Origin of the sequence: Kaistia terrae, from assembly GCF_026344005.1 — a bacterium.
GTDB lineage: Bacteria > Pseudomonadota > Alphaproteobacteria > Rhizobiales > Kaistiaceae > Kaistia > Kaistia terrae.
Map to the genome: position 1 here is coordinate 574,119 of NZ_JAPKNH010000002.1, position 23,832 is coordinate 597,950.

Genomic DNA, 23,832 nt, shown 5'->3' on the forward strand with positions numbered 1-23,832 from the left:
CAAGCGAACATCGTTGTTGTTTCGGATGGAACATCGCGACTCAAGCTGACTGTAAGTTAGGCAGGCTGCCAATTGATAGAACAGCTTGACGAAAGCTGTTCATCTTGGGTTTCTCAGGAATAAAAGGTAGTTCTTGAGCATGGTGTTGTTTGATGTAAGCTGCGCCATCGTCTGTCGTCCGCATGAAAGAGAGTCACAGGAATGAGCACTGCATCGCTGTTGAAGCTCGGGGTTGCCGGGCTCGTCTCCATGGGTGTCGCGGGCTCGGCGCTCGCGGCCGACAAGCCTCTGGCCGGCATCACGCTCAACCTCGCTTCCCAGAACGATCAGTTCGCGCCGGTGATCGCGAAGCTGGCGCCGAAGTTCGAAGAGGCGACGGGAGCAACGGTCAAAGTTGATATTCTCGACTACGGCTCACTGCTGACCAAGACCCAGGCCGACTTCGTCGGTCATACCAAGAGCTATGACCTGGTGACGATGGATATCGTCTGGGCCGGGCAATATGCCGACAATAAATACACCGTCGACCTGACCGACTGGATCAAGCGCGACGCTGCCGAGATGAAGCTCGACGATATCTATCCGTCGACGATCAAGTATATCGGCCAATATGACGGCAAGCAGGTTGCTTTCCCGTTCGCCGGCTATGCGGCGGTGCTTGCCTATCGCAAGGATCTGCTCGAGGCGGCTGGACTGAAGGTTCCCGAGACGGCCGAAGAGTTCGTCGAGACAGCGATCAAGCTGACCAATCCAGACAAGAAGCAGTATGGCTTCGTCGCCAACGGCCAGAAGGGCCCGGCGGTGGCGCAGGATTGGCTGCAGTACAATTCGCAACTCGGCGGCTCGGTGCTCGATGCGTCCGGTAAGCCGGCGATCAATTCGGAAGCCAACATCAACAGCCTCAAGATCTACAAGGAGCTGTTCGACAAGGCAGCCCCTCCCGGCGCCGTCGATTATGACTGGGGCGGTCGCGAGGAGAGCTTCCGGCAGGGGATCGCCGCGATGATGGAAACCTGGTCGGTCGGCGCGCCGGGCTACTACGACCCGTCCATGTCGAAGATCGTTGATCATGTCGCCATCACGACGACGCCCGGCGCCAAGGGCATGCCGGTCAAGTATGGCCTCGGCGGCTGGGGCATGGGCATCAACGCCGATATCGATCCGGCTCAGCAGGAAGCCGCCTGGCAGTTCATCAAGTGGCTGACCAGCCCGGAGATCCAGAAGGAATTCAACATGGAGGGCGCCGGCAGCTATATCCGCAAGTCGACGCTGGCCGATCCGGACCTCAACAAGAAATTCCCCTACCTTCCGGTGATCGCGAAATCGTTCGAGAACGCCGACGGCGACTATCGTCCCCGCATTCCGCAGTATCCCGAGATCCAGGATCTGCTCGGTACGGCCGTGAACGCGGTTCTGGTCGGCGGCGTCGAGCCGAAGGCCGCCCTCGATGAGGTCCAGGAAAAGGCTGCGAAGCTGTTCTGATCGGCCTAGTCTCCGGGCGAGGGCCTCGGGCTCTTGCCCGGCTCCTCCCCGTGAGCGGGCGAGGGGACTGGCCGTCGCTTCACTGGCGTACTGCACAAGGTTGATGCCTTTCTCGACCTTGTGCAGGCGAGGACCTAGGGTGGTGTTCCGCATTGGCTACGACTTCCGTCGGTTCGATCGATTTTCCCCAAAGCAAGGCGTCCGGCCTACGCTTTGCTGACCGGCGCAAGCTGTTCCTTGTCGCCCTCGCCCTGCCGGCCGTGATCTATGTCGTGCTCGTGGCGCTGTGGCCGTTGGCGCAGGGCATCTGGTACTCGTTCTTCGACTACAATTTGCTGCGCGGCGGTGGACGGCGCACCTTCGTTGGCCTAGCCAATTACGCAGAACTCTGGACGGACTCGACAGCGCGCCGGGCGCTGGTCAACACCTTCATCTTCACCTTCGCCGCGGTGACGATCGAGTTTGTCTTCGGCCTTTGCCTGGCCCTGCTGCTCTGGCGCGAGGGCCGATTCAACCGCATCTGCCTCGCCTTCCTGCTGATCCCCGTGACCATCACACCCGTCGTGGTCGGTCTGATTTTTCGCGCGCTTCTGGCCGTCGACTACGGCTTCTTCGGCTATTATCTGGCCGAATGGGGCATTTCGGGCCCGCGCGGCTTTCTGGCCTCGACGACGGCGGCCATGCCGGTCGTGATCCTGATCGACGTCTGGGAGTGGACACCGCTGGTCGCGCTGATCCTGCTCGCCGGGCTCAAATCGCTGCCGGGCGACATTCTCGAGGCGGCCTCTGCCGATGGCGCGACGGCGGTTCAGCGCTTCCGGCTCGTTGTGCTGCCGCTGCTGCTGCCGACCGTATTCCTGGCGCTGGTTCTCCGGGTGATGGACGCGTTTCGTGTGTTCGACACCATCTTTGTCACGACGGGAGGCGGGCCGGGCGACACCACCAATTCGCTGATGGTCTATGGCGTCAAGCAGGGCCTGCAATTCTTCAATATCGGCTTTGCCTCGGCGATCGGTAACGTCATGATCCTGTGCATCGTCGTCCTCTGCGCCGCGTTCACCCTGCTGATCCGTCGGGCCGATGTGAGGGCCAACGAGCGATGAGAGCCCAAACCCGCCAGATCGCAATCGAGCGCACGACGCTGGTTGTCATCCTCGTCCTCTATATGATCCCGGTCCTGTGGCTGGTCTCGACCGCCTACAAGCCGCCGCGCGAGATCTTCTCCTCGCCCCCGACCTTCACCTTCAGCCCGACGCTTTTCAATTTCGAACGCATCTTCCAGCTGTTCGATGTCTGGCAATTGCTGAAGTCGAGCCTCGTCATGAGCCTCGGCACCACGGTGTTGTCGCTGCTGCTCGGTGTTCCGGCCGGCTATGCGCTGGCGCGGTCGAAGTCGCGCTACGCCATCGTCGTCGCCTATTTCTTCCTGGCGATCCGCACCGTGCCGATCATCGCGACGCTGATCCCGTTCTATCTGATGATGCGCGACATCGGCCTGCTTGGCAGCTGGTGGGCGGTTATCCTGATCAACACGACACTGAACTGCGCCTTCGTCACCTGGATGATGTTCTCCTATTTCCGTGCGTTGCCGCGCGACATGGAGGAGGCGGCGCTAACAGATGGCTGCACGCTCTGGGGTGCGTTCTATCGCGTCGCCCTGCCGACCGTTGTGCCCGGTATCATCGCCAGCGCGCTGTTCTGCATCATGTTCTCGTGGAACGACTTTCTGACGCCGATGTTCCTGACCAATTCGGACACCAAGCCGCTATCGGTGGCGCTGCTGGCCTCCTTCGGCACCAAGGACATCACCTGGGGCACGCTCGGCGCGCTGGCGCATTTCTCCACCATCCCGATCGTGCTGATGGCGCTGTTCCTGAACCGCTACTTCGTCCAGGGCCTGACCAAGGGCGTTCACTGACAGCCACGCGACGATTGGCGGCGGCCTATCGGATCGCTGGCCAGCGCAGCTGTATTCGCGGTGATGTGGCTGGATTCGGGAATTGCCGGAGGGCAGGCATCGCACCGCGCTTCCGACCCAATGAGCCGGTTGCGCGGTGCGGCGGGCGCGGACGACAACGCTCGGCCCCCCGACCAAACGTGCGCCCGCAGCGCCTGCTTCGTAGCCTCATGTCCTGGACGGACGTGCGGCTCGGATAGAGGCCCGTACTTCGACCGGCTTCTGATGAACGCTCAAATGGCGCGTCTGCCGTTCGGCCCAAGCGAGGCTGAGCATGAAGACGAGGAAGGCGCTGATGATGGCGCCTAGAGCGAGGATACTGACTGCAGACATGGCGCGCTCCGTTGGATGACGGAGCCAAATATCTCACTCTAGGTTGTAGCCTGCTTTGATCGAAATCAACCGATCTCTTTGACGAGATACATGTTTTTACGACCTTAACCGCAATTTGCCGTTAATTTGCCCCGATTGCTCAATCGATGATCGCCTGTTCGGTCGCTTCGTCGAAGAGGTGGATGCGGGACGGGTCGACCGAGAGGCAGATTCGATCTGCCTTCCTTACTGGCAGGGTTCCGTCGATTACGGCGCGCAGGCGCGTACGGGCGGAGCTTAGCTCCTCGCCATCTTCGGAGACTCCGGCCGCCACAACAGACGCTCCGTCGAGGTCGAGATGGACAAGCAGGCTGGCGCCGAGATCCTCGACGAAGGCAACCTTGCCAGAGAGCCTTCCCGGTCCCGGCGTGGCGTCTTCGAGGAATTGGAACGCCTCGGGGCGGATGCCGGCGATGATATTCCTGTCGGCGAATCGGGGAATCGCGGGCCGTGATTCGATCGCAGCGGCGTCGAGAGCGATGGTCAGCTGACCGAGTTTCAGCGCGTATCCCGATTCGGTCGCCTCTACTTGGCCGGGAAGCAGGTTCATCGGCGGCGAGCCGATGAAGCCGGCGACGAACAGATTGGCAGGCGCGTCATAAAGGGTGCGCGGCGCGGCGAGTTGCTGCAGCACGCCCTTGTTCATCACCGCGACGCGGTCGCCCATCGTCATCGCCTCTACCTGATCGTGTGTGACATAGACAGTGGTGACGCCGGTCATCTTCTGCAGATGGGCGATCTCGGCTCGCATCTGGCCGCGCAGCCGCGCATCGAGATTGGAAAGCGGCTCGTCCATCAGGAACGCCTTTGGCGAGCGCACCAGAGCACGGCCCATGGCGACGCGCTGGCGCTGGCCGCCGGAGAGTCTGCCCGGCTTGCGGTCGAGCAATTCGGTAAGCTCCAGCAGCTTCGCGGTTTCCTCGACCTTGGTGCGGATCTCCGCCTTGTTCGAGCCGCGCACCTTGAGGCCGAAGCCGATATTGTCGGCGACCGTCAAATGCGGATAGAGCGCGTAGGACTGGAACACCATGGCGATGTTGCGGTCGCGCGGCGACAGGTCGTTGGCGACGGCGCCGTCAATGACGAGCACACCATCCGAGATTTCCTCGAGGCCGGCGATCATCCGGAGTGCTGTCGACTTGCCGCAGCCTGAGGGGCCGACCAGCACCAGAAACTCGCCATCGGCGATCTTCAAATCGAGCGCGTTGACGGCAAGCTGGCCGTCATCGTAGCGCTTCGTCACTCGCTCAAAAACGATCTCGGCCATTGCCATTCCCTCATGTCGCGCAACCAGCGTGCCACGCGCGACGACCGGCTGTCAAAGCCGAGGACTGCTGTAATTTCAATCGTTTCGGTGCCTTGCGCGTCATGTTCGGCGGCAACGTTCAGGTGGATGAATTCTCGAACATCCGCAGGATATCGACCAACTCGGCAACGCTTGCCTCCGATGTGACGTCGAGCAGCGAATCCGATGCGAAACCGAGCGCCACGGCTTCCGGGGCTACCGTCTGGCGACCCGTGCGGCAGGAGGCATGGATCTCTCGCGCACCGGTTTCCGTCAGTACCTGGAGCGCGTTTTCCGGTCGGACCCCAGAGCCCGGCATGATCGAGATCCGATCGCCGGCGCGCTCGACCAGTAGCTTCAGCGCGTCGAGCGCATCCAGCGCCTTACGCGCGCCGCCCGAGGTCAGAATGCGTTCGAAGCCGAGCGAGATCGCCGTTTCCAGCGCATCGTCGAAGTCCGGGACGAGGTCGAAGGCCCGGTGCAGCGTCGCGCCGAGGCCTTCCGCATGATGGCGCAGATGGAACAGCGCCTCCGCGTCAAGCTTGCCACGCGGCTGCGACGCGCCGAGCACGATACCGGCCAGGCCGGCTTCGCGGGCGGCATCGATATCGCGGCGCATCTGATCGATCTCGCCGGGCGAGAAGACGAAGTCGCCTTCACGCGGGCGGATCATCGCATAGACCGGCACGGCGGTCTTGGCGGCAATGCGCATCAGGCCCGGGGAGGGCGTCAGTCCGCCGATCGATAGCGCGCTGCAAAGTTCAATTCGGTCAGCGCCGCCCTTGATCGCGGCGGCGAGGCCGTCGGGCGTGTCGACGCAGATTTCGAGCTGGATTTTCATGGCGGGGTTCATTTCGCTCGTATGCATGTTCGTCTTCTTGAGCCGGATTGGATCACGCGCGGAGTTCGTCCGCCAGCATCGCCGCACCGATCAGTCCGCTGGCGCCGCGTGTGCGTCCGGGAACGACCAGTGGCTCATCGTAGCGGCCGAGCACGCGCTGACGCACAGCAGTGTCGATCAAGGCCAGCAGCGCCGCGTCGGAGGAGAGGCCACCGCCAACGGGGATCACCCAGGGGCCGATCGTGTTGACGATCACTGCGAGCGATCCGGCGATCAATTCGACGAAGGTTTCGACGGTCCGCGTCGCGCCCACGTCACCGGCGTGCCAGATCTCGGTGATCGCCTGGCTGGTCAGCGTCTCGCCGGTGAGGGCCGCGTGGATGCGCTCTAGGCCTCTCGCGGAACCATAGCTATCGAGACAGCCAAGCTGACCGCAGCCGCAGCGGATGACGGGGATGCCGCGCGCCGCTACCGCCTCGGCCATGGTTGGGCCATGCCCCCATTCGCCGGTGACGCCATGTGCACCGCGCACCATGCGGCCGCCAATGACCAGGCCGCCGCCGACGCCGGTACCCAGAATGGCGCCGAAGACGATCGGCATGCCCTTGCCGGCGCCGACCGTCGCCTCGGCCAGCGCGAAGCAATCCGCGTCGTTGCCGACCCGGACCGGAACGCCGAGTGCTGCCGAAATTTCGTTTTCGAGATGATGGCCGTTAACGACCGGGACATTGGCCGCCTGGGCGATGCCGGTCGCACTGTCCGTCGTGCCGGCGATCGAAATGCCGATCTGCTGCGGATTGCCGCCATCGGCCGCGACCAGCCTTTGCAGGGCGGCAACGAAATCGCCCCAGCTTGTGTGCGGCGTAGGCCACGTGGCACGGTTTGAGACCGTGCCGTCCTTGCTGACGCGTGCGAATTCGATCTTCGAGCCGCCAATGTCGAAGGCTGCGGTTTGCGACATGACGGCTCCGGGCTCAGGCGAGCGGTGCAAAATGCTGGCGCTCGCCGCCGATGAAGACACCAGAAACGGACAGATCCGCTGCCAGATGGACGAAATCGGCGCGCGAACCCGGCGCGATCCGGCCATGCGTGCGGTCAATGCCGAGGAATTGGGCCGGATAGAGCGAGGCCATGCGCAGCGTTTCGTCGAGGCCGATGCCGACGGTGCCGGTCATGAAGCGAATGGCGCCGACCATATCGAGATCTGAGCCCGCCAGCGTGCCGTCATCCAGCGTCAGCTTGCCGTTCTCGCGGGTGATGACCCGGCCGTTCAGCTCAAACTCCGTCATGTTCGTGCCGATCGTCGACATGGCGTCGGTGACAATGAAGATCCGCCCCGGCGCGCGCTTGGCGCGCAATGCGTTGGCGATCGCCGCCGGATGCACATGCAGGCCGTCCGGGATAATGCCGCACCAGGCATCTGGACTGTCGAGCGCCGCGCCGACAACGCCGGGAGAGCGATGGCCGAGTTGGCTCATGGCGTTGAAGAGATGCGTAATGCCGCGCGCGCCGGCGTTGAACGCTGCCATGGCGGTCTCATAAGACGCGTCGGAATGGCCGATGGCGACATGTACGCCGGCCGCCGTCAGCCGGGCGATCTGCGCCGGCGGCACGGTTTCGGCGGCGACTGTGGTCAGCACATGTTCGAGGCCGGTCGAGATCAGCCGTTCGAGGTCGGCCTCGTCCATCGGGCGGATATAGGCGGGGTTATGGGCGCCCTTGCGCGCAATCGAGAGGTGCGGACCCTCGATATGGATGCCGAGACAGCCGGGTACGCCGGCGGCGATGGCGTCGCGCGTGGCGTTGATCGACGCTTCCGTCACGGCCGGTGTGTCGGTGATCAGCGTCGGCAGCAGCGCCGTCGTGCCGTAGCGCGCATGCGCCGTGCAGATGGTGCGGATGCCGTCGATCGTCGCGGCGCTGTTCAGCAACGCGCCGCCGCCGCCATTGACCTGCGCGTCGACGAATCCGGGGGCGAGCAGGCCGCTGCCGAGATCAATGGTCGCGATGCCCTCCGGCAAGAAGCCCGGCCCGACGATGTCGACCACCTGGCCCGCTTCGGCCAGAACGGCAGCGTTCCGGCGACGGGTCGCGCCGTCAAACAGTTCGGCGCTCAAAAAGGCGGTCCGGCTCGACATGGGGCTCTTCCTGAAAATCCGTATTGGTAGATGGATAGCACGGCTCCTCCGGGAGGATAGGGCCGCGATTTGTTGCTGCTTCACCCCTCTCTCGGGGAGAGGTGAAGAGCGCTCCCCAAAACCCTAGACGGTCTCGGTGACCTTGTTCAGGCCGCGCGGCTTATCGGGGTTGAAGCCCCGCGCCACCGCGACGGTCTCGGCGAAGCGGTAGAAGGAGAGCGCGATCGAGATCGGATCGGTCATCGCATGGCCGGTCGGCGCGATCGGCAGTCGCGGGCCGGGAATGGTCTCGGCGGTTGCCGTGAACACCTTGGCGCCGCGTGCATGCAGCGCCGAGACCGTGGCCACCATGCTGGGCGCGGCGGCGTCATTGGGGATGAAGGCGATGAGCGGGAAATTCTCGTCGACCAGTGAAACCGGGCCATGCTGCAACTCGGCGCCCGAATAGGCCTCGGCGTGCAGGATCGCGGTTTCCTTGAGCTTCAGCGCCGCCTCCTGCGCGACCGCGAAGCCGGGGCCACGGCCGAGCGTATAGAGCGAGGTCGCGGCGACGACCGTGTCGCGCGCTTCGCTCCAGTCGCATTCGAGCGCGGCGTCGAGCTTGTCGGGCAGGGCGGCGATGGCGGCCTGCAGCGCCTTGTCCTGACGCCATTCGGCGAGGATCGCGAGGCCGGCGACGACCGAGGTGATGTAGGACTTGGTCGAGGCGACGCTCTTTTCCGGTCCGGCGCGTAGCGGCACGAAGATGTCGGCGAGGGCTGCCAGCGGCGCGTCCTCGACATTGACGAGCGAGATGCCGACGGCACCGCCCTTCTTGGCGGCCTCCATCATCGCCAGCAGGTCCGGGCTCTTGCCCGACTGTGAGGTGGCGAGCACGGCGGCGCCGGGGAGATGCAACGGCGTGTTGTAGATCGATGCGATCGAAGGGCCGAGCGAGGCGACCGGCACGCCGGTGGTGATTTCGCAGGCATATTTGAAGAAAGCGCTGGCGTGATCCGACGAGCCGCGAGCCACGGTTACGATAACCTTGGGGTCGAGGCTGCGCAGGCGTGAGCCAGCCTCGCGGATGGCATCGCCAGACAGGTCCAGCAGACGGCGGACGGCGGCCGGAGCTTCGTCGATCTCGGCGCGCATCAGGGTCGTTGTCATCGTCGTTTTCCTTTGTCCGACCTTAGCGGGGAGACACTTCGGCCAGGTTCAATTCTGCTACGAAATCATAGGCATCACCGCGATACAGCGAGCGGGTAAACTCGACAACGCGGCCATCGGGCAGGTAGGAGATGCGTTCGATTGCCAGAACGGCGGACCCGGATGCCATGCCGAGAAGCGCCGCGTCGGCGCTGCCGACATTTTCGGCGTTGAGCCTCTGCACGGCGCGAACCGGGCGCATGCCAAGCGAATCCAGCGCATCGTAGAGCGAGTTCTGCACAATCGAGGGATCCGGCAGGATGCGTCCCGGAACGACGGCGCGCTCAAGCGCCATCGGCTCGTTGTCCGCCATGCGCAGGCGATGGAAGCGCGCGACGCGCTCGGTCGGTGCGAGGCCAAGGATCATCGCCTCGGCTGATGTCGGCATGCCGAAGGAGCGTTCGAGCCAGCTCGCTGTCGGCATCAGGCCGCGGCTCTTCATGTCCTCGGTGAAGGAGGAGAGGCGCGAAAGCGGCTGCTCGACACGGCCGCCGCTGCGCGAAACGAAAGTCCCGGAGCCATGGCGCTGGCGAAGCACGCCCTCGGCGACGAGGCCCTGGATCGCCTTGCGCACCGTGACGCGCGACACACCGAGCGAAGTCGCCATGTCGCGTTCAGGCGGCAAAGCGCCGTTGGCCGGCAGCTTGCCGTTGGAAATGGCTGAGCGAATCAGCGCCTGCAGGCGGGTATAGAGCGGCCCGCCTTCTTCGTCGGCCAGTTGCTCCGGCGTGAGAAGGAACTCGCTCATGCCGGCACCTCGGCGGAAACCAGCGTGGCGGCGAGGCGAAGCGCGCCGTCTAGCGCATCGCCGGCCGGGGGCGTGACATAGGCGGAAATCGTCGGCGACAGCCGCGCTGCATAGAGCGGCGCAAGGCCGCCCAGCAGGCTGATGCGCGCCGCGCCCAGAGCGACGAGGCGGCTCAGCGCCACCTCGATGTCGCGGGTCGCTTCGTCGACGATCGCCGTTGCGTTGGCGTCGCCGGAGGCCGCACGATCAAAGACCAGCGGCGCAAAGGTGCCATAGTCGCGGGGGAGCGCCGACTTGCAAAAGGTCACCATTCGGTCGGGCTGGCCATCGAATTGCGCCAGCACGGCATCGGTCAGTCCGGACGGCCCGATCAGTGCATCATGCGCCAGCACGGATCGCCGGAGCGCCATGTGGCCGAGCCAGGCGCCACTGCCCTGGTCGCCGAGCTGGAAGCCCCAGCCGCCAACGGTGATGAAGACGCCGCCGGTCTGCACGACATAGGCGGTGCCGGTGCCGAGGATGGCGATGGCGCCGTTGCCGTCCGGGTGCGCACCGCGACAGGCAATCCATGCATCCATCTCAAGCGCTGTGCGTGCGAACGGGAGGTCGGAGGCGAGGAAGCGCTCGGAGAGATCCGGGATATTGGCGCCAGCGAGGCCGAGGCCGACGAAACAGCGGCCGAGATCGGCGCTGGAAAGGCCACCTTCGACCAGAGCGCCATCGACCGCGGCAATGATGTTGTCACGCGCCGCGTCGATCCCAGCCAGGATATTCGCCGTTCCGGTGACGCACTCGCCGATCGGGGTGCCGTCGAGCCAGCTCGCGCGTGCCCGGCACCGGGTGCCGCCGCCGTCGACGCCTACCAGAATCGGTTGGCCAGCCCTTGCTATGGATCCGGACATATCACCCGCTTCGAGCCAAAATGCGAGGTTGCAGGCGGCCGGAAGGCCCGATCCGGATGCCGGCACTGATAATACCAAATTGAATCCAGTTGGGAAGAGTGAATGCTGTGCGCGGAAGGCGGAGTTTTGTATTGCGGGAAGGCGATCTGCCAAATAATTGCGCAACATGTTGAATTTTATAACGTAATTTGATTCTCGCGGTGTTCTTTTGAAAAGTCCCGATGAGCGGGTGCGTGACGTCTGGACGTAATGGTACTTTGTTGGTATCGTTTTCTTCAGAATGCATTTGGGGGAATGTCTGATCCATGGCAATGCCGCGCACGGAAGTGGTGGAAGACCGCTTTGATGGTATCGATCTCTGGTCATCCGTCGACGCGCTAGCCGCTTTGGCCGATGGGCAGATTCGGGGCGCGATGTCCGTCCGCGCTGCCATCCCCGCTCTCGCCGCCGCCGCGGAGCAGGCCGCTGACCGGCTCTCCAAGGGTGGGCGTCTCGTCTATTTCGGCGCCGGTTCGTCCGGCTTGCTGGCTCTCGTCGACGCTCTCGAAATTCCGCAGACCTTCAGCATCCCGCAGGGCCAGATCCTCGTGCTGATGGCCGGCGGCATGGCCATGACCGAAACGCTGACCGGCGGGCCAGAGGATGTCGCGGAACTCGGCGTCGCCGACATCGAGAGCGCGAAGCTCGGCCCCAATGATTGCGTTGTGGCGGCATCTGCCAGCGGCTCGACGCCCTATACGGTCGCTGGCCTCGAAGCGGCGCGGAAGACGGGCGCTTCGACCGTGGCTATTGCCTGCAATGCCTCGGCGCCGTTGTTTGCCCATGCCGACATCGCCGTGTTCCTCGATTCCGGGCCGGAAGTGCTGGCCGGGTCGACGCGGATGGGCGCGGGCACGGCGCAGAAGGCCGCCTTCAACATGCTTTCGACGATGATCGCCATTCGGCTCGGCCATGTCGTTGACGGCATGATGGTCAATGTCCGCGCCGACAACGCCAAGCTGCGCGGCCGCGCTGCGCGCATCATCTCGCGGATCGCAAAGGTCGACGACGCGGCCGCTATTGGCGCGCTCGACGCGGCCGAAGGCGAGGTCAAGCCCGCCATCCTGATCGCGGCCGGGGCGACCAGCCTCGCGACTGCCGGCGCCCTGCTCGCCAAGCATTCAGGCAATCTCCGTGCGGCGCTATCCGCACTGGCAAAAAGCAGAATCGCATAAGCCGATGCTGCCGCACCAACGCGGCGGCACGGACCAGAGAGGAGTCTGTCTATGAACCATCTGAGGAAGACGTTGCTTGTGACGACAGTCGCGGCGATCGGCGCGGGCTTTGCGGCTCCGGCTTTCGCCGAAGACGTCACGCTGACCATCGAAAGCTGGCGCAATGACGATCTGCCGATCTGGCAGGAGAAGCTGATCCCGGCCTTCGAAGCCAAGAATCCGGGCATCAAGCTGAACTTCGCTCCGTCCGCCCCGACCGAGTATGACGCGGCGCTCGGCGCCAAGCTCGATGCAGGCTCGGCCGGCGACATCATCACCTGCCGTCCGTTCGACAAGTCGCTGGCGCTGTTCCAGAAGGGCCAGTTGGCCTCGCTCAGCGATCTGCCGGGCATCGAGGGCTTCTCGCCGGTCGCCAAGTCCGCCTGGATCACCGATGACGGCAAGGACACGTTCTGCGTGCCGGTCGCCGCCGTCATCCACGGCTTCATCTACAACAAGGAAGCCTTCGACAAGCTCGGCATCACCGTGCCGCAGACCGAAGACGAGTTCTTCGCAGCGCTCGAGAAGATCAAGGCCGACGGCACCTACATCCCGCTCGCCATGGGCACCAAGGATCTCTGGGAAGCCGCGACGATGGGCTACCAGAACATCGGTCCGAACTACTGGAAGGGCGAAGAGGGCCGTCTGGCTCTGATCGCCGGCACCCAGAAGCTGACCGATCCGCAGTGGGTCGAGCCCTTCGCGACGCTCGCCAAGTGGGCGCCTTACATGGGCGACGGCTTCGAGGCCCAGACCTATCCCGATAGCCAGAACCTGTTCACGCTCGGCCGCGCCGCCATCTACCCGGCCGGTTCGTGGGAAATCTCGGGCTTCAACACCCAGGCCCAGTTCAAGATGGGTGCGTTCCCGCCGCCGGTTAAGAAGGCCGGCGACGAGTGCTTCATCTCGGACCACACCGATCTCGCGATCGGCATGAACGCCAAGACGGCGCATCCGGAAGCTGCCAAGAAGTTCCTGTCCTGGGTTGCTTCGCCTGAGTTCGCCGACATCTACGCCAACGCGCTGCCGGGCTTCTTCAGCCTGTCCTCGACGCCGGTGAAGATGCAGGACCCGCTCGCCGAGGAGTTCGTCTCCTGGCGTGAGAAGTGCAAGCCGACGATCCGCTCGACCTACCAGATCCTGTCGCGCGGTACGCCGAACCTCGAGAACGAGACCTGGACGGAATCGGCCAATGTGATCAACGGCACCGATACGCCGCAGGTCGCCGCCGAGAAGCTCCAGAAGGGCCTCGACGCCTGGTTCAAGCCGGCTGCTGCCAAGTAAGGAAAAAAAAAGCCCTCACCCCAACCCTCTCCCGTGAACGGGAGAGGGGGCGTCAACGATCCGCCCGTGCTGATGCGAGACGCCGAAAGAAGGCCCTCGCCCGCTCGCGGGAGAGGGGGGGTGAGGGACTTCCTTCAAGACATACGTCCCGGATTCCATGGCGGAACCCGGGGCGATTTCGAAGACGCGAAAGAGATGGCCCGGATGACCACGATCGACACAACCGACCCGGATGCCGTCGCCAAGCGACCGGTGCGCTGGCATATCGCCGTCTTCCTGGCACCCGCCGTGCTGATCTACACAGCCGTGATGATCCTGCCTCTGATTGAGACGTTGCGGCTGTCGCTGTTCAACGTCGTCGACAACCAGTCGATCTTCGTCGGCTTCGACAATTTCAAGGTGCTGTTCGGCGATGACCGCTGGTCGGTCTCGTTCTGGAACGCCCTCAAGAACAATCTCGTCTTCTTCCTGATACACATGGTCGTGCAGAACCCGATCGGCATCGCGCTGGCGGCGCTGCTGTCGCTGCCCGTTCTGCGCCTGCGCGGGTTCTACCGGACTGCGATCTTCCTGCCGACCATCCTCTCCTTCGTCATCGTCGGCTTCATCTGGAAGCTGATCCTGTCGCCGATCTGGGGCGTCGCGCCCTTCCTGATGGATCTGGTCTGGATGAAGTCGTTCTTCGGCCCGTGGCTCGGCAAACCGGCGAGCGCGCTCGTCACGGTGTCACTGGTCTCCGTCTGGCAGAATATCGGCATCCCGATGATGCTGATCTATGCGGCGCTGCTGTCGATCCCGGACGAGGTGATCGAGGCGGCCGAATGCGACGGTGTCACCGGCTGGAGCCAGTTCTTCAAGATCAAGCTGCCTTTGATCCTGCCGACCATTGGCATCGTCTCGATCCTGACCTTCGTCGGCAACTTCAACGCCTTCGATCTCGTCTACACGATGCAGGGCGCGCTGGCCGGACCGGATGGGTCGACCGACATTCTCGGCACCTTCCTCTACCGCACCTTCTTCGGCTTCCAGCTGCAGGTCGGCGATCGCTCGATGGGCGCGACCATCGCGACCGTGATGTTCCTGATCATCCTCGCCGGCGTCAGCCTCTATCTCTTCGTCATCCAGCGGCGCATCCGCCGCTACCAGTTCTGAGGCGGGCCATGTCGAAAGCACGTTCCTCTGTGGCCCGTTCCGGCTTCGTCCATCTGGCGTTGGGCGGTTACACGCTGCTGGCGCTGTTCCCGATCTTCCTGGTCGTCGCCAACTCGTTCAAGGCGCGCGCGGGCATCTTTTCCGCGCCGCTGCAATTGCCGAACGCCACCACCTTCAGCCTCATAGGCTACCAGACCGTCCTGAAGCAGGGCGATTTCCTCGGCTATTTCCAGAACAGCCTGATCGTCACCATCCTGTCGATCTTTTTGGTGCTGCTGTTCGGCGCAATGGCGGCGTTTGCGCTGTCGGAATACCGCTTTCGCGGCAACACGATGATGGGGCTCTATCTGGCGCTCGGCATCATGATCCCGATCCGTCTCGGCACGGTGGCGATCCTGCAGGGCATGGTCGCGACCGGACTCGTCAACACGCTGACGGCGCTGATCCTCGTCTATACGGCGCAAGGTTTGCCGCTCGCGGTGTTCATCCTGTCGGAATTCATGCGGCAGGTGTCGGCCGATCTCAAAAACGCCGGCCGGGTCGACGGGCTTTCGGAATACACGATCTTCTTCCGCCTGGTGCTGCCGCTGGTGCGGCCGGCGATGGCGACGGTCGCCGTCTTCACCATGATCCCGATCTGGAACGATCTCTGGTTCCCGCTGATCCTGGCGCCGAGCGAGGCGACCAAGACGGTCACGCTGGGCGCGCAGATGTTCATCGGCCAGTACGTCACCAACTGGAACGCTGTGCTCTCTACGCTGTCGCTGGCGATCCTGCCGGTGCTCATCCTCTATCTGATCTTCTCGCGCCAGCTCATCCGCGGCATCACCGCCGGAGCGGTGAAGTGAATTTCCCGCCAACTCTGCGCCCGTCGATTTTGCAAAGACTGCGCCCGTCCATTTTGAATGCAGGTTGCTGACCCATGACCAGTCCTCTCCGCGTCTTCGTTGCCGGCCTTGGCCAGATGGGGCGCAGCCACGCGCTCGCCTATCACGCCAATCCGGGCTTCGAGATCGTCGGCCTGTACAACCGCTCGGAAGTCGACCTGCCGGATGAGTTGAAGGCCTATCCGCGCGTCGAAAGCTTTGATGCGGGCCTGGCGCTGAAGCCGGACGTTGTTTCGGTCAACACCTATACCGACAGCCACGCTCCCTTCGCCATCGCGGCGATGGAAGCCGGCGCGCATGTCTTCGTCGAGAAGCCTCTGGCCGCCAACGCGGAAGCGGCGCGCGCGGTCGTCGACGCGGCGAAGCGCACCGGCAAGAAGCTCGTCATCGGCTACATCTTGCGCCATCACCCGTCCTGGATCGGCTTCATCGCCAAGGCGCGCGAACTCGGCCCGCCCTTCGTCATGCGGATGAACTTGAACCAGCAGTCTTCCGGCCCGAGCTGGCACATCCACAAACAACTGATGCAGACGACCTCACCGCTGGTCGATTGCGGCGTCCATTATGTCGACGTCATGTGCCAGATCACCGATGCGAAGCCGGTCGAGGTTCGCGGTATGGGCGTGCGCCTCTCCAGCGAGATCGCCGAGACGCAGGTCAATTACGGGCACCTGCAGGTCATCTTCGAGGACGGTTCGGTCGGCTGGTACGAGGCCGGCTGGGGCCCGATGATTTCGGAAACCGCCTTTTTCGTGAAGGACGTGATGAGCCCGAAGGGCTCCGTCTCGATCGTCATGGACGAGGGCGCGAAGTCGGACGATGTCGACACCCACACCAAGACGGCGCGCATCCGCGTCCATCATTCGGAACTCAAGGCCGACGGCTCGTTCGAGCGCTCCGACGAGTGGTTTTCCACGGAGGACGAGCCCGGACACCAGGCACTTTGCGACCGCGAACAGGCTTATCTGCTGAAGGCGATCCGTGAGGATATCGATCTCACCCGCCACATGCAGGACGCCGTCACCTCGCTCGAAATCGCGCTGGCCGCCGAGGTCAGCATGCGTGAGGGCAGGGTGGTGAAGCTGTGATCCATTCGATGAACACGGCGCCTTCGCGCGCCCTTCAGGCAGACCTGCGAGGGAGCATCTCGTGAGCGCACTTACCCTTCAGAACGTCACCAAGCGCTTTGGATCGACGGATGTCATCCGTGGCGTCGATCTCGAGGTCGCCGAGGGCGAGTTCGTCGTTTTCGTCGGGCCTTCAGGCTGTGGAAAGTCGACGCTGCTTCGCATTATCGCGGGGCTGGAGGACCAGACCTCCGGCCATGTGACCATTGCGGGTAAAAATGTCGACGTGACGCCGCCGGCCAAGCGCGGCATCGCCATGGTGTTCCAGAGCTACGCGCTCTACCCGCATCTGACGGTGAAGGGCAACATGGGGCTGGCGCTGAAGCAGGAGGGCGTCGAGAAGAGCGAGATCGAGCGTCGCATCGCCTCGGCCGCCAAGATGCTGCATCTCGACACGCTGCTCGGTCGCCGTCCGTCGGAGCTTTCGGGCGGCCAGCGCCAGCGCGTCGCTATCGGCCGCGCCATCGTGCGCCAGCCAAAGCTGTTCCTGTTCGACGAACCGCTTTCCAATCTTGACGCAGCGCTGCGCGTCAACACGCGCATCGAGATCGCCAACCTGCACCGCCTGCTCGGCGCGACGATGATCTACGTCACGCATGATCAGGTCGAGGCGATGACGCTGGCCGACAAGATCGTCGTGCTCAGCGCCGGCAAGATCGAGCAGGTCGGCCGTCCGATCGACCTCTACAACAAACCCGCCAATCTCTTCGTCGCCGGCTTCATTGGCTCGCCGAAGATGAACTTCCTCACCGGTGCGGCCGCCACGAAGCTTGGCGCGGAAACGATCGGCATTCGACCCGAGCACGTTCGGGTTGTGCCGACCGGCGGCAATTGGGAAGGCAAGGTCAGCCATCTCGAAAAGCTGGGCTCGGACACTTTCGTCTATGTCGCCGTCGAGGGCGCCGATATGGTCACGGTCCGGATCGTTGGCCAGGAAGACTTTGAAATTGGCTCGACCATCGGTCTATCGGCCGACGAGGGGCATATCCACCGCTTCGGCAAGGACGGCCGGGCGCTCTGATTTAGGTGTCGTTTCATCCCGGGCACTTCCGCAAAGCGGCCTTGCTTCACCTCTCCCTGAGGGAGAGGTCGACGGCCGAAGGCCGGCGGGTGAGGGTTTACGGCCTCGCTCGCGTGTCTGCATCGATTGCGCCTTGTTCGGAAGGTTCCCTAAACCCTCACCCCGCCCTTCGAGCCGACCTCTCCCTTAGGGAGAGGTGAGAGGGTATGCGTTCCCTCGCCCGCTTGCGGGAGAGGGCAGGGTGAGGGGCTTTCTATCCTTCTCAGGACGCGCCGCCCCCTTGCACCCACCCGTCCGCCGGTGCGACTGTCGCGCGGAATCGGACTGGCGGGTGACATGACCAAGAACATCGTAATCATCGGCGGCGGCCACGCCGGAGCGCAGGCCGCAGCCAGCCTCCGCTCGGACGGATTTGACGGCAAGGTCACGCTCGTCTCGGCCGAACGCGAGATCCCCTATCACCGCCCGCCACTGTCGAAGGGGTTCATCAAGGCTGAGAGCGACGAGCTGCAGGAACTGCGTCCGGCCGCCTTCTACGAGAAGAACGCCGTCGACCTGGTTCTGGGTTCGGAAGTGACCGCCATCGACCGCGACGCCGGCCTGGTGCGACTCGGCACCGACAGCCTGCCATTCGACGGCCTCGTTCTGGCAACCGGCGCGCGCGTCCGCGTCCCACCCGTTCCCGGCATCGAGCTTGAAAACATCTTCCTGCTGCGCACGGCGGAAGACGCGCGCCGGCTGAAGGAGCGCTTCGTCGTCGCCAAGGACGTCGTCGTGGTCGGCGGCGGTTTCATCGGGTTGGAGCTGGCCGCGACCGCGCGCCTGCTCGGCAAGACCGTCACCGTACTGGAAGCTGCGCCGCGCCTGATGGGCCGCGTCGTTGCGCCGGCGATCTCCGCCTATTTCCTCGATCTGCACCGGGCCATGGGCACGACGATCCGGCTGGAAACGCCGGTGCACGGCATCCTCGGCGAGAACGGCCGCGCCGTCGCCGTAGAGACGCTTTCGGGTGAGCGTATTCCGGCCGATACGGTGATTGTCGGCGTTGGCGTGGTGCCGAATGTCGAACTCGCGGAAGCGGCCGGTCTGCATGTCTCGAATGGCATCGTCGTCGATGAGGCGATGCGGACCAGCGATCCCCGAATTGTTGCCGCCGGCGACGCCGTGTCGTTCCATCATTGGGCGCTCGGCCGTTCCGTCCGGCTGGAAAGCGTGCAGAACGCCGTCGACCAGGCCAAGACCGGCGTCGCGGCGCTGCTGGGCAAGGCCGAGCCTTATCGTGCCGTGCCGTGGTTCTGGTCGGATCAGGGCGATGCCAAGCTGCAGATGGTCGGCCTTCCCAACGACGCCAATTCCAGCATCCTGCGTGGAAAGCCGGAAGACGGCAGCTTCTCGGTCTTCCACTATCGCAATGACGATCTGGTGGCGATTGACTCGGTCAATCGCGCCGGTGACCATATGCTCGGCCGACGTATGCTCGCTTCCGGCTTCGCGCTCGACAAGGCGGTCGCTGCCGACGAGAGCGTCGATCTGAAAAAGATGGTGCTTTCCGCAGGCTGAGAGTGCTTCCGGCTCGCCGCCTGACGCCGAGCCGCTTCCATGCTAGCCTTTGTGACCGGGATGTTTCCCCGACGCAGGGCTTTGAACATGGGGTCGATCATGTCCGAGACGCAGGGTTCCAGGCCGCACGTTTCCAGACCGCCAGTATCCGAGTTGCCAGCATCCGAGCCGCAAGTCGTTGAGCCCATCCAGCCTCGGGCCAACGGTGTGAGCAAAACGCCGGGCAAGGGGCCTACCGACGGGCCGCTTACCGTCGAGGAATTACAACTCGCCGTGCGCAACCACTCCATGCCCCTCGAAGCGCTGCGCTATGACATCACGCCGGCCGGCCTGCATTACCTGCTTATCCATTTCGACATTCCGGTGATCGACGCGGCCGACTGGCGGCTTTCGATTTATGGCCGGGTCGGGCGGGTGCTGGAATTGAGCCTCGACGATATTCGCGCCCGACCGAAGGTGAGCCTGCCGGTGACGCTCGAATGCGCCGGCAATGGCCGGTCGAGGCTGCATCCGCGGCCGGTCAGCCAGCCCTGGGTGACGGAGGCGGTCGGCACGGCGCTCTGGACCGGGACGCCCCTGTCCGGCCTGCTGGCCGAAGCGGGCCTGCTCGACGACGCGGTCGAGATTGTCTTCAGCGGTGCCGATCATGGTTTCGAGAAGGGCGAGGAACTGGACTACGCCCGCAGCCTCTCCATCGCCGACGCCAGCCGGCCCGAAATCCTGCTCGCCTATGAGATGAACGGCCAGCCCTTGCTGCCGCAGCACGGCTTTCCGCTACGCCTGCTGGTGCCGGGCTGGTATGGAATGGCGAGCGTCAAATGGCTGGATCGGATCGAGGCGGTGAACCGCCCGTTCGATGGCTACTATCAGGCGACCAACTACCATTATCGAAGCGGCCCGGACGATCCCGGCGTGCCGGTCCGGCGCATTCGCCCGCGCGCGCTGCTGGTACCGCCCGGCTACCCCGACTTCTTGACACGGCAGCGAACGCTATCGGCTGGGCTATGCCGGATCGAGGGACGGGCATGGTCGGGCGAGGCGCCGATCGAACGCGTGGAGTTCGGCGTCGATGGCGGCTGGATGCCAGCCGAGCTTGATCCGCCTCAGGGCGCGTTTGCATGGCGGCGCTGGAGTTGCATCTGGAGCGCGGAGCCGGGCGAGCATGTGCTCTCCTGTCGGGCGACCGATGCGGCGGGAAATGTTCAGCCGATCGAGCAGAACTGGAACTGGATCGGTGTCGGCAACAATATGGCGCAGGCGATTCCCGTCATGGTGCGCTGAACTGCAACGACCAGAAAACGGGCGGACCTTTCGGACCGCCCGCTTTCTTTTATTGGGCCGATGCAAGCTCCGGCAGCGGCTTGTCGGCAGTGTCGATCCGGACGATCACCGACATGCCGGGGCGCAGATCTGCCGCAGCAGCCTGGCCGCCATCAATCGCGATGCGAAGCGAGAGGCGTTGGGCAACCTTGGTGAAGTTGCCGGTGGCGTTGTCCGCCTTCAACACGCTGAACTCCGAGCCGGCGGCAGGCGCGATCCGCTCGACGCGACCGGACAGCTCGACATCGCCGAGGCCATCCACCGTGAAGGTTGCCGGTAGGCCGACACCGATTTGGGCGAGTTGCGTTTCCTTGAAGTTGGCGATCACCCAGACCGTCGCGGGCGTGATCGAGGTCAGCTGCGTGCCGGCAGCTGCATATTGACCGACATGGGCTGCGACCTCGCCGAGCTTGCCATCGACCGGCGCCACGATGCGGGTGTTGCCCAAATTGATCTGGGCAAGTTCCACCGAGGCTTCGGCACTGGCAACGGCGGCTTCGAGCGAACTCTTGCCGGCGTCGGTCAAAGCGAGGTTCTGCTCGGCGATCTTCACCGAGGCTTCCGCCTGCGCGACTGTTGATTGCGCCTGCAGCAGGGCGACGCGGGTCTGGTCGCCGGAGGACTGGGTCGAGAAACCGCGATCGACCAGAGTCCCGGTCCGTTTGTCGTCGAGCTCGGCCTTTTCCTGTCCTGCCTCGGCGCTTTGAAGCTGTGCCTTGGCGAGGTCGAGACTGGCCTGTTTGGCGAGGCGGTTTTCGGCAAAATTGGCGAGCGCTGCCTTCTGTTGCAACAGGGTCGCCTGCGCCTGCGCCAGTTGCTGCTGGTACATGCGGTCATCGATCTGGACGAGCAGGTCGCCCTTCTTGACGGTCATGTAGTCCTGCACCGGCACGGCGACGACATAGCCGGGGATCTGTGGGCTGAGCAGCGTCACCTGGCCTTTGACATAGGCGTTGTTGGTTGTCTGCACCGAGGAAGCGAAGGGTGGCAGCTGCCATGAATAAAGCACGAGCAGCACGCCGAGAATGCCGACGGCGAGCGCGACGAAGGTCGTTTTGGATTTGAGTATCTGTTGGATCTGCATGATGCGAGACTCGGGTTTTGGGTACCGTCAGGCCGGGTTGAGCGCGGCGAGGCGGGTGGCGCGATGGCGGACATAGAAGGTGTGAGCGGCGAGCAGGGCCATGCCGGCCAGCGCGACGTAGAAGATCAGCAGGAACATGTCCTGATAGGCGAGGATGCTCGCCTCCTGGCTCGCCACCCTGCCGAGTGCGACGACGCCCTCGGCATTCTGTAGCGACGGATCGGGTAGGACCTTCGAATAGGCGGCGCCGTAGGCCCGGATGCGCTGGGCGACCAGCGGATCCTGCAACGTCAGGTGCTCGACGATGACGCTCGAATGGAACTTCTCGCGGATCGTCTGGAAGGTGCCGAGAATGGCGGAGGCAAGGATGCCGCCCATGCTCTGGGTGCCGAGGAAGACGACCAGGAAGCTCAATATGCCCATCGGTCCCCTGGCGATCGCCTTGCCGAAGCCGACGAGCAGCGCCGGCGGCAGGAACATCGCGCCGGCAAAGGCGACCATCGCCTGGCTGACATAGAACTGTTCCGGCCGGGTCAGGTTGGTGACCCGCGCATCCATCCATGAGCCGGCGGCGATCAGGATCAGCGCCGCCAGATGTAGCCGGGGACCGTTGGCCGGGCTGATGACGGCGGCGGTGAACAGGTAACCGACCAGCGTGGCGATCAGGATGATCGTGAACAGGGGGATCAACTGGTCGTTCTGCAGGCCGATCGCATTGAACAGGCCGATGGCGCCGACCGATTGCTCGGACAGCAGGAAGCGGAACAACAGGAAGGATCCCGTCAACGTCAGCATGTCGTAGGACGACAGCCAGCGCAGGTCGATGACCGGGTGGGCGCGATGCCATTCGATGATGACGACGAGCGTCAGCGAGGCAATCGACACGGCGAGCAGCACGCCGATCCACGGCGCATCGAACCACCAATAGAGCCGACCGACCGAGAGAATGATGGCCATCGAGCCGAAGCCGGCGGCGATCAGCGGAAAGCTGATCCAGTCTTCGCGGTCGAACACCTTGAAGCGCGGCGGATGTGTGATCGGCAGCAGGAAGATGACGGCCAGGCTCATCATCGCGAGGCCGGCCTCGATCAGATAGAGGCCGTGCCAATCGCCCAGTTGGAGCAAGTCCGGTGAGATGACGCGGGCGAGAGGAACCGCCAACTGACCACCGAGGACGCCGAACGTGACGCCGAGCGTCAGCTTGCGGGCCGGCGGCAACCATTCGAGCATGTAGTAGAAGGCGAGCGTCGAGAGCGGCGCGGCGGCGATGCCCATGACGGCGCGAACAGCCAGGGCCGAGCGCAGATCGTTGCTGAACAGATGCGCAATTGTGACCAGCGCATAAATGATCAGGCCGATTTCGGCGAAGCGGCGCAGGCCGAACTGGGTCCGCACCTTGTAGAGCAGCATGGTGCCGGTGATGTTGGTCGCCATGTAGGCGGCCGTAAGCCAGGCGATCTCGACCTGCGTCGCGTGCAGGGCACCCTGAAGACCTGTCAGATTGGCCGAGACCAGATTAAGGCCAAGGCCCTGCGTCAGGCCGAGCAGGATTGAAGCGCTGGCATAGATGGCAGCGCGCAAGGGCGGCATAGGCACGAAAGCCGGAGCGGCCGGCGGCGCAGGCTGAGCGACGACGGCAGGGACAGCTGTCAGGGCAGGAATGGTTGTTGGCGTCGCCGGAGCAATAGCCTCTTGCTGGGGCGCCACCGCGAGGATGGCGTTGCTCATGCTGCCGGCTCTTGCTCTGTTTCTTCGCCGAAGGCCCGGGCGATATTATCGGAAAGCGCGACCAGAACCCGTTCTGCGACGTCGATGTCCGCCGGGGCGATTCCAGCCAGCAGGCGATCGCTAAGAGTGTCGGTCATGCGCAGGACGCGCTCGCCGATGACCTGGCCTTCCGCCGTCAGGACAACGGATTTGGCCCGCCGGTCACCCGGCAGGGGCTGGCGTTCGACATGGCCCGATTGTTCCAGCCCATCGAGAAGTCGCACGATCGTCGGATGCTCGACGTCCAGGACGTCGGAAAGCTCGGCCTGAGTCACGACATGTGACGCGGAAACGAGGTGGAGCATCAAGCGACCGCGCGCAAGCGTCAGGTCGAGCGTCTTGAGCTCTGCGTCGAAACAGGTGCGCATGGCCCGGCTGGCCTGGGAAAGCCTTCCGAGGAATGTCTTGGGTCGGTTTTTGTAGGTTGCCATAACAGTCGCTTCATACAATGTATTAAGATACAT

23 protein-coding genes are annotated in these 23,832 nt (G+C 64.0%); 11 read left to right on the plus strand and 12 right to left on the minus strand.

Features of this window, described 5'->3' with window-relative positions; genetic code table 11:
• Window positions 1-201 precede the first annotated feature (201 nt).
• The 3 genes from OSH12_RS07855 to OSH12_RS07865 all read left to right on the plus strand — a co-directional run bounded on the left by OSH12_RS07855 (window position 202) and on the right by OSH12_RS07865 (window position 3,400).
• On the plus strand, window positions 202-1,482 hold the full coding sequence (locus OSH12_RS07855; protein WP_266342967.1) for an extracellular solute-binding protein: 1,281 nt from the start codon (window positions 202-204) through the stop codon (window positions 1,480-1,482).
• A 152-nt stretch (window positions 1,483-1,634) separates the two neighbouring features.
• Window positions 1,635-2,585 (plus strand): carbohydrate ABC transporter permease, encoded by a 951-nt coding sequence (locus tag OSH12_RS07860; RefSeq protein ID WP_266342968.1) that lies wholly within the window; start codon window positions 1,635-1,637, stop codon window positions 2,583-2,585.
• Between the two features lie 62 nt (window positions 2,586-2,647).
• Window positions 2,648-3,400, plus strand: coding sequence for a carbohydrate ABC transporter permease (locus OSH12_RS07865; RefSeq protein ID WP_380223552.1), 753 nt, complete (start codon window positions 2,648-2,650; stop codon window positions 3,398-3,400).
• Between the two features lie 207 nt (window positions 3,401-3,607).
• Here OSH12_RS07865 and OSH12_RS07870 read toward each other — a convergent pair whose 3' ends face one another.
• The 9 genes from OSH12_RS07870 to OSH12_RS07910 all read right to left on the minus strand — a co-directional run bounded on the left by OSH12_RS07870 (window position 3,608) and on the right by OSH12_RS07910 (window position 11,220).
• The gene (locus tag OSH12_RS07870) at window positions 3,608-3,772 is read right to left on the minus strand and encodes a hypothetical protein (protein WP_266342970.1); all 165 of its coding nucleotides are present in this window, start codon (window positions 3,770-3,772) and stop codon (window positions 3,608-3,610) included.
• Window positions 3,773-3,911: 139 nt separating this feature from the next.
• Window positions 3,912-5,078: an ABC transporter ATP-binding protein gene (locus OSH12_RS07875; RefSeq protein WP_266342971.1), complete on the minus strand. Its 1,167-nt coding sequence runs from the start codon at window positions 5,076-5,078 to the stop codon at window positions 3,912-3,914.
• A 118-nt stretch (window positions 5,079-5,196) separates the two neighbouring features.
• The gene (locus OSH12_RS07880; protein WP_266343352.1) at window positions 5,197-5,937 is read right to left on the minus strand and encodes a copper homeostasis protein CutC; all 741 of its coding nucleotides are present in this window, start codon (window positions 5,935-5,937) and stop codon (window positions 5,197-5,199) included.
• Window positions 5,938-5,989: 52 nt separating this feature from the next.
• Window positions 5,990-6,898 (minus strand): ROK family protein, encoded by a 909-nt coding sequence (locus OSH12_RS07885; protein ID WP_266342972.1) that lies wholly within the window; start codon window positions 6,896-6,898, stop codon window positions 5,990-5,992.
• 13 nt (window positions 6,899-6,911) lie between these two features.
• Window positions 6,912-8,075, minus strand: coding sequence for an N-acetylglucosamine-6-phosphate deacetylase (gene nagA, locus OSH12_RS07890; protein WP_266342973.1), 1,164 nt, complete (start codon window positions 8,073-8,075; stop codon window positions 6,912-6,914).
• Between the two features lie 123 nt (window positions 8,076-8,198).
• Entirely contained in the window at window positions 8,199-9,224 is a 1,026-nt protein-coding gene (locus OSH12_RS07895) for an SIS domain-containing protein (protein WP_266342974.1), read from the minus strand.
• 22 nt (window positions 9,225-9,246) lie between these two features.
• A complete protein-coding gene (locus tag OSH12_RS07900) occupies window positions 9,247-10,011 on the minus strand; it encodes a GntR family transcriptional regulator (protein WP_266342975.1) in 765 nt (254 codons plus the stop codon).
• Window positions 10,008-10,913, minus strand: a complete 906-nt coding sequence (locus OSH12_RS07905; RefSeq protein WP_266342976.1) for a BadF/BadG/BcrA/BcrD ATPase family protein — start codon at window positions 10,911-10,913, stop codon at window positions 10,008-10,010. Before OSH12_RS07905 ends, OSH12_RS07900 begins: the two co-directional genes overlap by 4 nt.
• Window position 10,914: 1 nt before the next feature.
• Window positions 10,915-11,220: a hypothetical protein gene (locus tag OSH12_RS07910; RefSeq protein WP_266342977.1), complete on the minus strand. Its 306-nt coding sequence runs from the start codon at window positions 11,218-11,220 to the stop codon at window positions 10,915-10,917.
• Here OSH12_RS07910 and OSH12_RS07915 point away from each other — a divergent pair.
• The 8 genes from OSH12_RS07915 (at window position 11,219) to OSH12_RS07950 (ending at window position 20,478) form a co-directional block, all read left to right on the plus strand.
• Window positions 11,219-12,127: an N-acetylmuramic acid 6-phosphate etherase gene (locus OSH12_RS07915; protein WP_266342978.1), complete on the plus strand. Its 909-nt coding sequence runs from the start codon at window positions 11,219-11,221 to the stop codon at window positions 12,125-12,127. The two genes, OSH12_RS07910 and OSH12_RS07915, sit on opposite strands and share 2 nt — an antisense overlap.
• A gap of 51 nt (window positions 12,128-12,178) precedes the next feature.
• Window positions 12,179-13,450: an ABC transporter substrate-binding protein gene (locus OSH12_RS07920; RefSeq protein ID WP_266342979.1), complete on the plus strand. Its 1,272-nt coding sequence runs from the start codon at window positions 12,179-12,181 to the stop codon at window positions 13,448-13,450.
• 204 nt (window positions 13,451-13,654) lie between these two features.
• A complete protein-coding gene (locus tag OSH12_RS07925) occupies window positions 13,655-14,602 on the plus strand; it encodes a carbohydrate ABC transporter permease (RefSeq protein WP_266342980.1) in 948 nt (315 codons plus the stop codon).
• Between the two features lie 8 nt (window positions 14,603-14,610).
• A complete protein-coding gene (locus tag OSH12_RS07930) occupies window positions 14,611-15,450 on the plus strand; it encodes a carbohydrate ABC transporter permease (RefSeq protein WP_266342981.1) in 840 nt (279 codons plus the stop codon).
• Between the two features lie 74 nt (window positions 15,451-15,524).
• Complete coding sequence (locus tag OSH12_RS07935; RefSeq protein WP_266342982.1) at window positions 15,525-16,577, plus strand: Gfo/Idh/MocA family protein; 1,053 nt, start codon at window positions 15,525-15,527, stop codon at window positions 16,575-16,577.
• A 61-nt stretch (window positions 16,578-16,638) separates the two neighbouring features.
• Window positions 16,639-17,637: an ABC transporter ATP-binding protein gene (locus OSH12_RS07940; protein ID WP_266342983.1), complete on the plus strand. Its 999-nt coding sequence runs from the start codon at window positions 16,639-16,641 to the stop codon at window positions 17,635-17,637.
• Between the two features lie 336 nt (window positions 17,638-17,973).
• The gene (locus tag OSH12_RS07945) at window positions 17,974-19,197 is read left to right on the plus strand and encodes an NAD(P)/FAD-dependent oxidoreductase (RefSeq protein ID WP_266342984.1); all 1,224 of its coding nucleotides are present in this window, start codon (window positions 17,974-17,976) and stop codon (window positions 19,195-19,197) included.
• A gap of 207 nt (window positions 19,198-19,404) precedes the next feature.
• Window positions 19,405-20,478 carry a sulfite oxidase gene (locus tag OSH12_RS07950; protein ID WP_266342985.1) on the plus strand — a complete coding sequence of 358 codons (1,074 nt, stop codon included), beginning with the start codon at window positions 19,405-19,407 and terminating at the stop codon, window positions 20,476-20,478.
• A 49-nt stretch (window positions 20,479-20,527) separates the two neighbouring features.
• Here the strand turns inward: OSH12_RS07950 and OSH12_RS07955 are convergent, their stop codons facing one another.
• Genes OSH12_RS07955 through OSH12_RS07965 form a run of 3 tightly spaced genes read right to left on the minus strand, consistent with a single transcriptional unit; the run spans window position 20,528 to window position 23,799 of the window.
• A complete protein-coding gene (locus OSH12_RS07955) occupies window positions 20,528-21,601 on the minus strand; it encodes an HlyD family secretion protein (RefSeq protein ID WP_266342986.1) in 1,074 nt (357 codons plus the stop codon).
• A gap of 27 nt (window positions 21,602-21,628) precedes the next feature.
• Window positions 21,629-23,329 (minus strand): MFS transporter, encoded by a 1,701-nt coding sequence (locus tag OSH12_RS07960; RefSeq protein WP_266342987.1) that lies wholly within the window; start codon window positions 23,327-23,329, stop codon window positions 21,629-21,631.
• The gene (locus tag OSH12_RS07965) at window positions 23,326-23,799 is read right to left on the minus strand and encodes a MarR family winged helix-turn-helix transcriptional regulator (protein WP_266342988.1); all 474 of its coding nucleotides are present in this window, start codon (window positions 23,797-23,799) and stop codon (window positions 23,326-23,328) included. The genes OSH12_RS07960 and OSH12_RS07965 overlap by 4 nt, the downstream gene beginning before the upstream one ends.
• Window positions 23,800-23,832 lie beyond the last annotated feature (33 nt).

Excerpts from the sequence above, each read along its gene's own strand:
- OSH12_RS07955 (WP_266342986.1), bottom strand. The coding sequence starts at position 21,601 with ATGCAGATCCAACAGATACTCAAATCCAAAACGACCTTCGTCGCGCTC.
- OSH12_RS07925 (WP_266342980.1), top strand. The coding sequence starts at position 13,655 with ATGACCACGATCGACACAACCGACCCGGATGCCGTCGCCAAGCGACCG.
- OSH12_RS07870 (WP_266342970.1), bottom strand. The coding sequence starts at position 3,772 with ATGTCTGCAGTCAGTATCCTCGCTCTAGGCGCCATCATCAGCGCCTTC.
- OSH12_RS07965 (WP_266342988.1), bottom strand. The coding sequence starts at position 23,799 with ATGGCAACCTACAAAAACCGACCCAAGACATTCCTCGGAAGGCTTTCC.
- OSH12_RS07895 (WP_266342974.1), bottom strand. The coding sequence starts at position 9,224 with ATGACAACGACCCTGATGCGCGCCGAGATCGACGAAGCTCCGGCCGCC.
- OSH12_RS07930 (WP_266342981.1), top strand. The coding sequence starts at position 14,611 with ATGTCGAAAGCACGTTCCTCTGTGGCCCGTTCCGGCTTCGTCCATCTG.
- OSH12_RS07900 (WP_266342975.1), bottom strand. The coding sequence starts at position 10,011 with ATGAGCGAGTTCCTTCTCACGCCGGAGCAACTGGCCGACGAAGAAGGC.
- OSH12_RS07865 (WP_380223552.1), top strand. The coding sequence starts at position 2,648 with ATGATCCCGGTCCTGTGGCTGGTCTCGACCGCCTACAAGCCGCCGCGC.
- OSH12_RS07910 (WP_266342977.1), bottom strand. The coding sequence starts at position 11,220 with ATGGATCAGACATTCCCCCAAATGCATTCTGAAGAAAACGATACCAAC.
- OSH12_RS07880 (WP_266343352.1), bottom strand. The coding sequence starts at position 5,937 with ATGAAAATCCAGCTCGAAATCTGCGTCGACACGCCCGACGGCCTCGCC.
- OSH12_RS07915 (WP_266342978.1), top strand. The coding sequence starts at position 11,219 with ATGGCAATGCCGCGCACGGAAGTGGTGGAAGACCGCTTTGATGGTATC.
- OSH12_RS07945 (WP_266342984.1), top strand. The coding sequence starts at position 17,974 with ATGACCAAGAACATCGTAATCATCGGCGGCGGCCACGCCGGAGCGCAG.
- OSH12_RS07875 (WP_266342971.1), bottom strand. The coding sequence starts at position 5,078 with ATGGCCGAGATCGTTTTTGAGCGAGTGACGAAGCGCTACGATGACGGC.
- OSH12_RS07855 (WP_266342967.1), top strand. The coding sequence starts at position 202 with ATGAGCACTGCATCGCTGTTGAAGCTCGGGGTTGCCGGGCTCGTCTCC.
- OSH12_RS07960 (WP_266342987.1), bottom strand. The coding sequence starts at position 23,329 with ATGAGCAACGCCATCCTCGCGGTGGCGCCCCAGCAAGAGGCTATTGCT.
- nagA (WP_266342973.1), bottom strand. The coding sequence starts at position 8,075 with ATGTCGAGCCGGACCGCCTTTTTGAGCGCCGAACTGTTTGACGGCGCG.
- OSH12_RS07920 (WP_266342979.1), top strand. The coding sequence starts at position 12,179 with ATGAACCATCTGAGGAAGACGTTGCTTGTGACGACAGTCGCGGCGATC.
- OSH12_RS07885 (WP_266342972.1), bottom strand. The coding sequence starts at position 6,898 with ATGTCGCAAACCGCAGCCTTCGACATTGGCGGCTCGAAGATCGAATTC.
- OSH12_RS07935 (WP_266342982.1), top strand. The coding sequence starts at position 15,525 with ATGACCAGTCCTCTCCGCGTCTTCGTTGCCGGCCTTGGCCAGATGGGG.
- OSH12_RS07905 (WP_266342976.1), bottom strand. The coding sequence starts at position 10,913 with ATGTCCGGATCCATAGCAAGGGCTGGCCAACCGATTCTGGTAGGCGTC.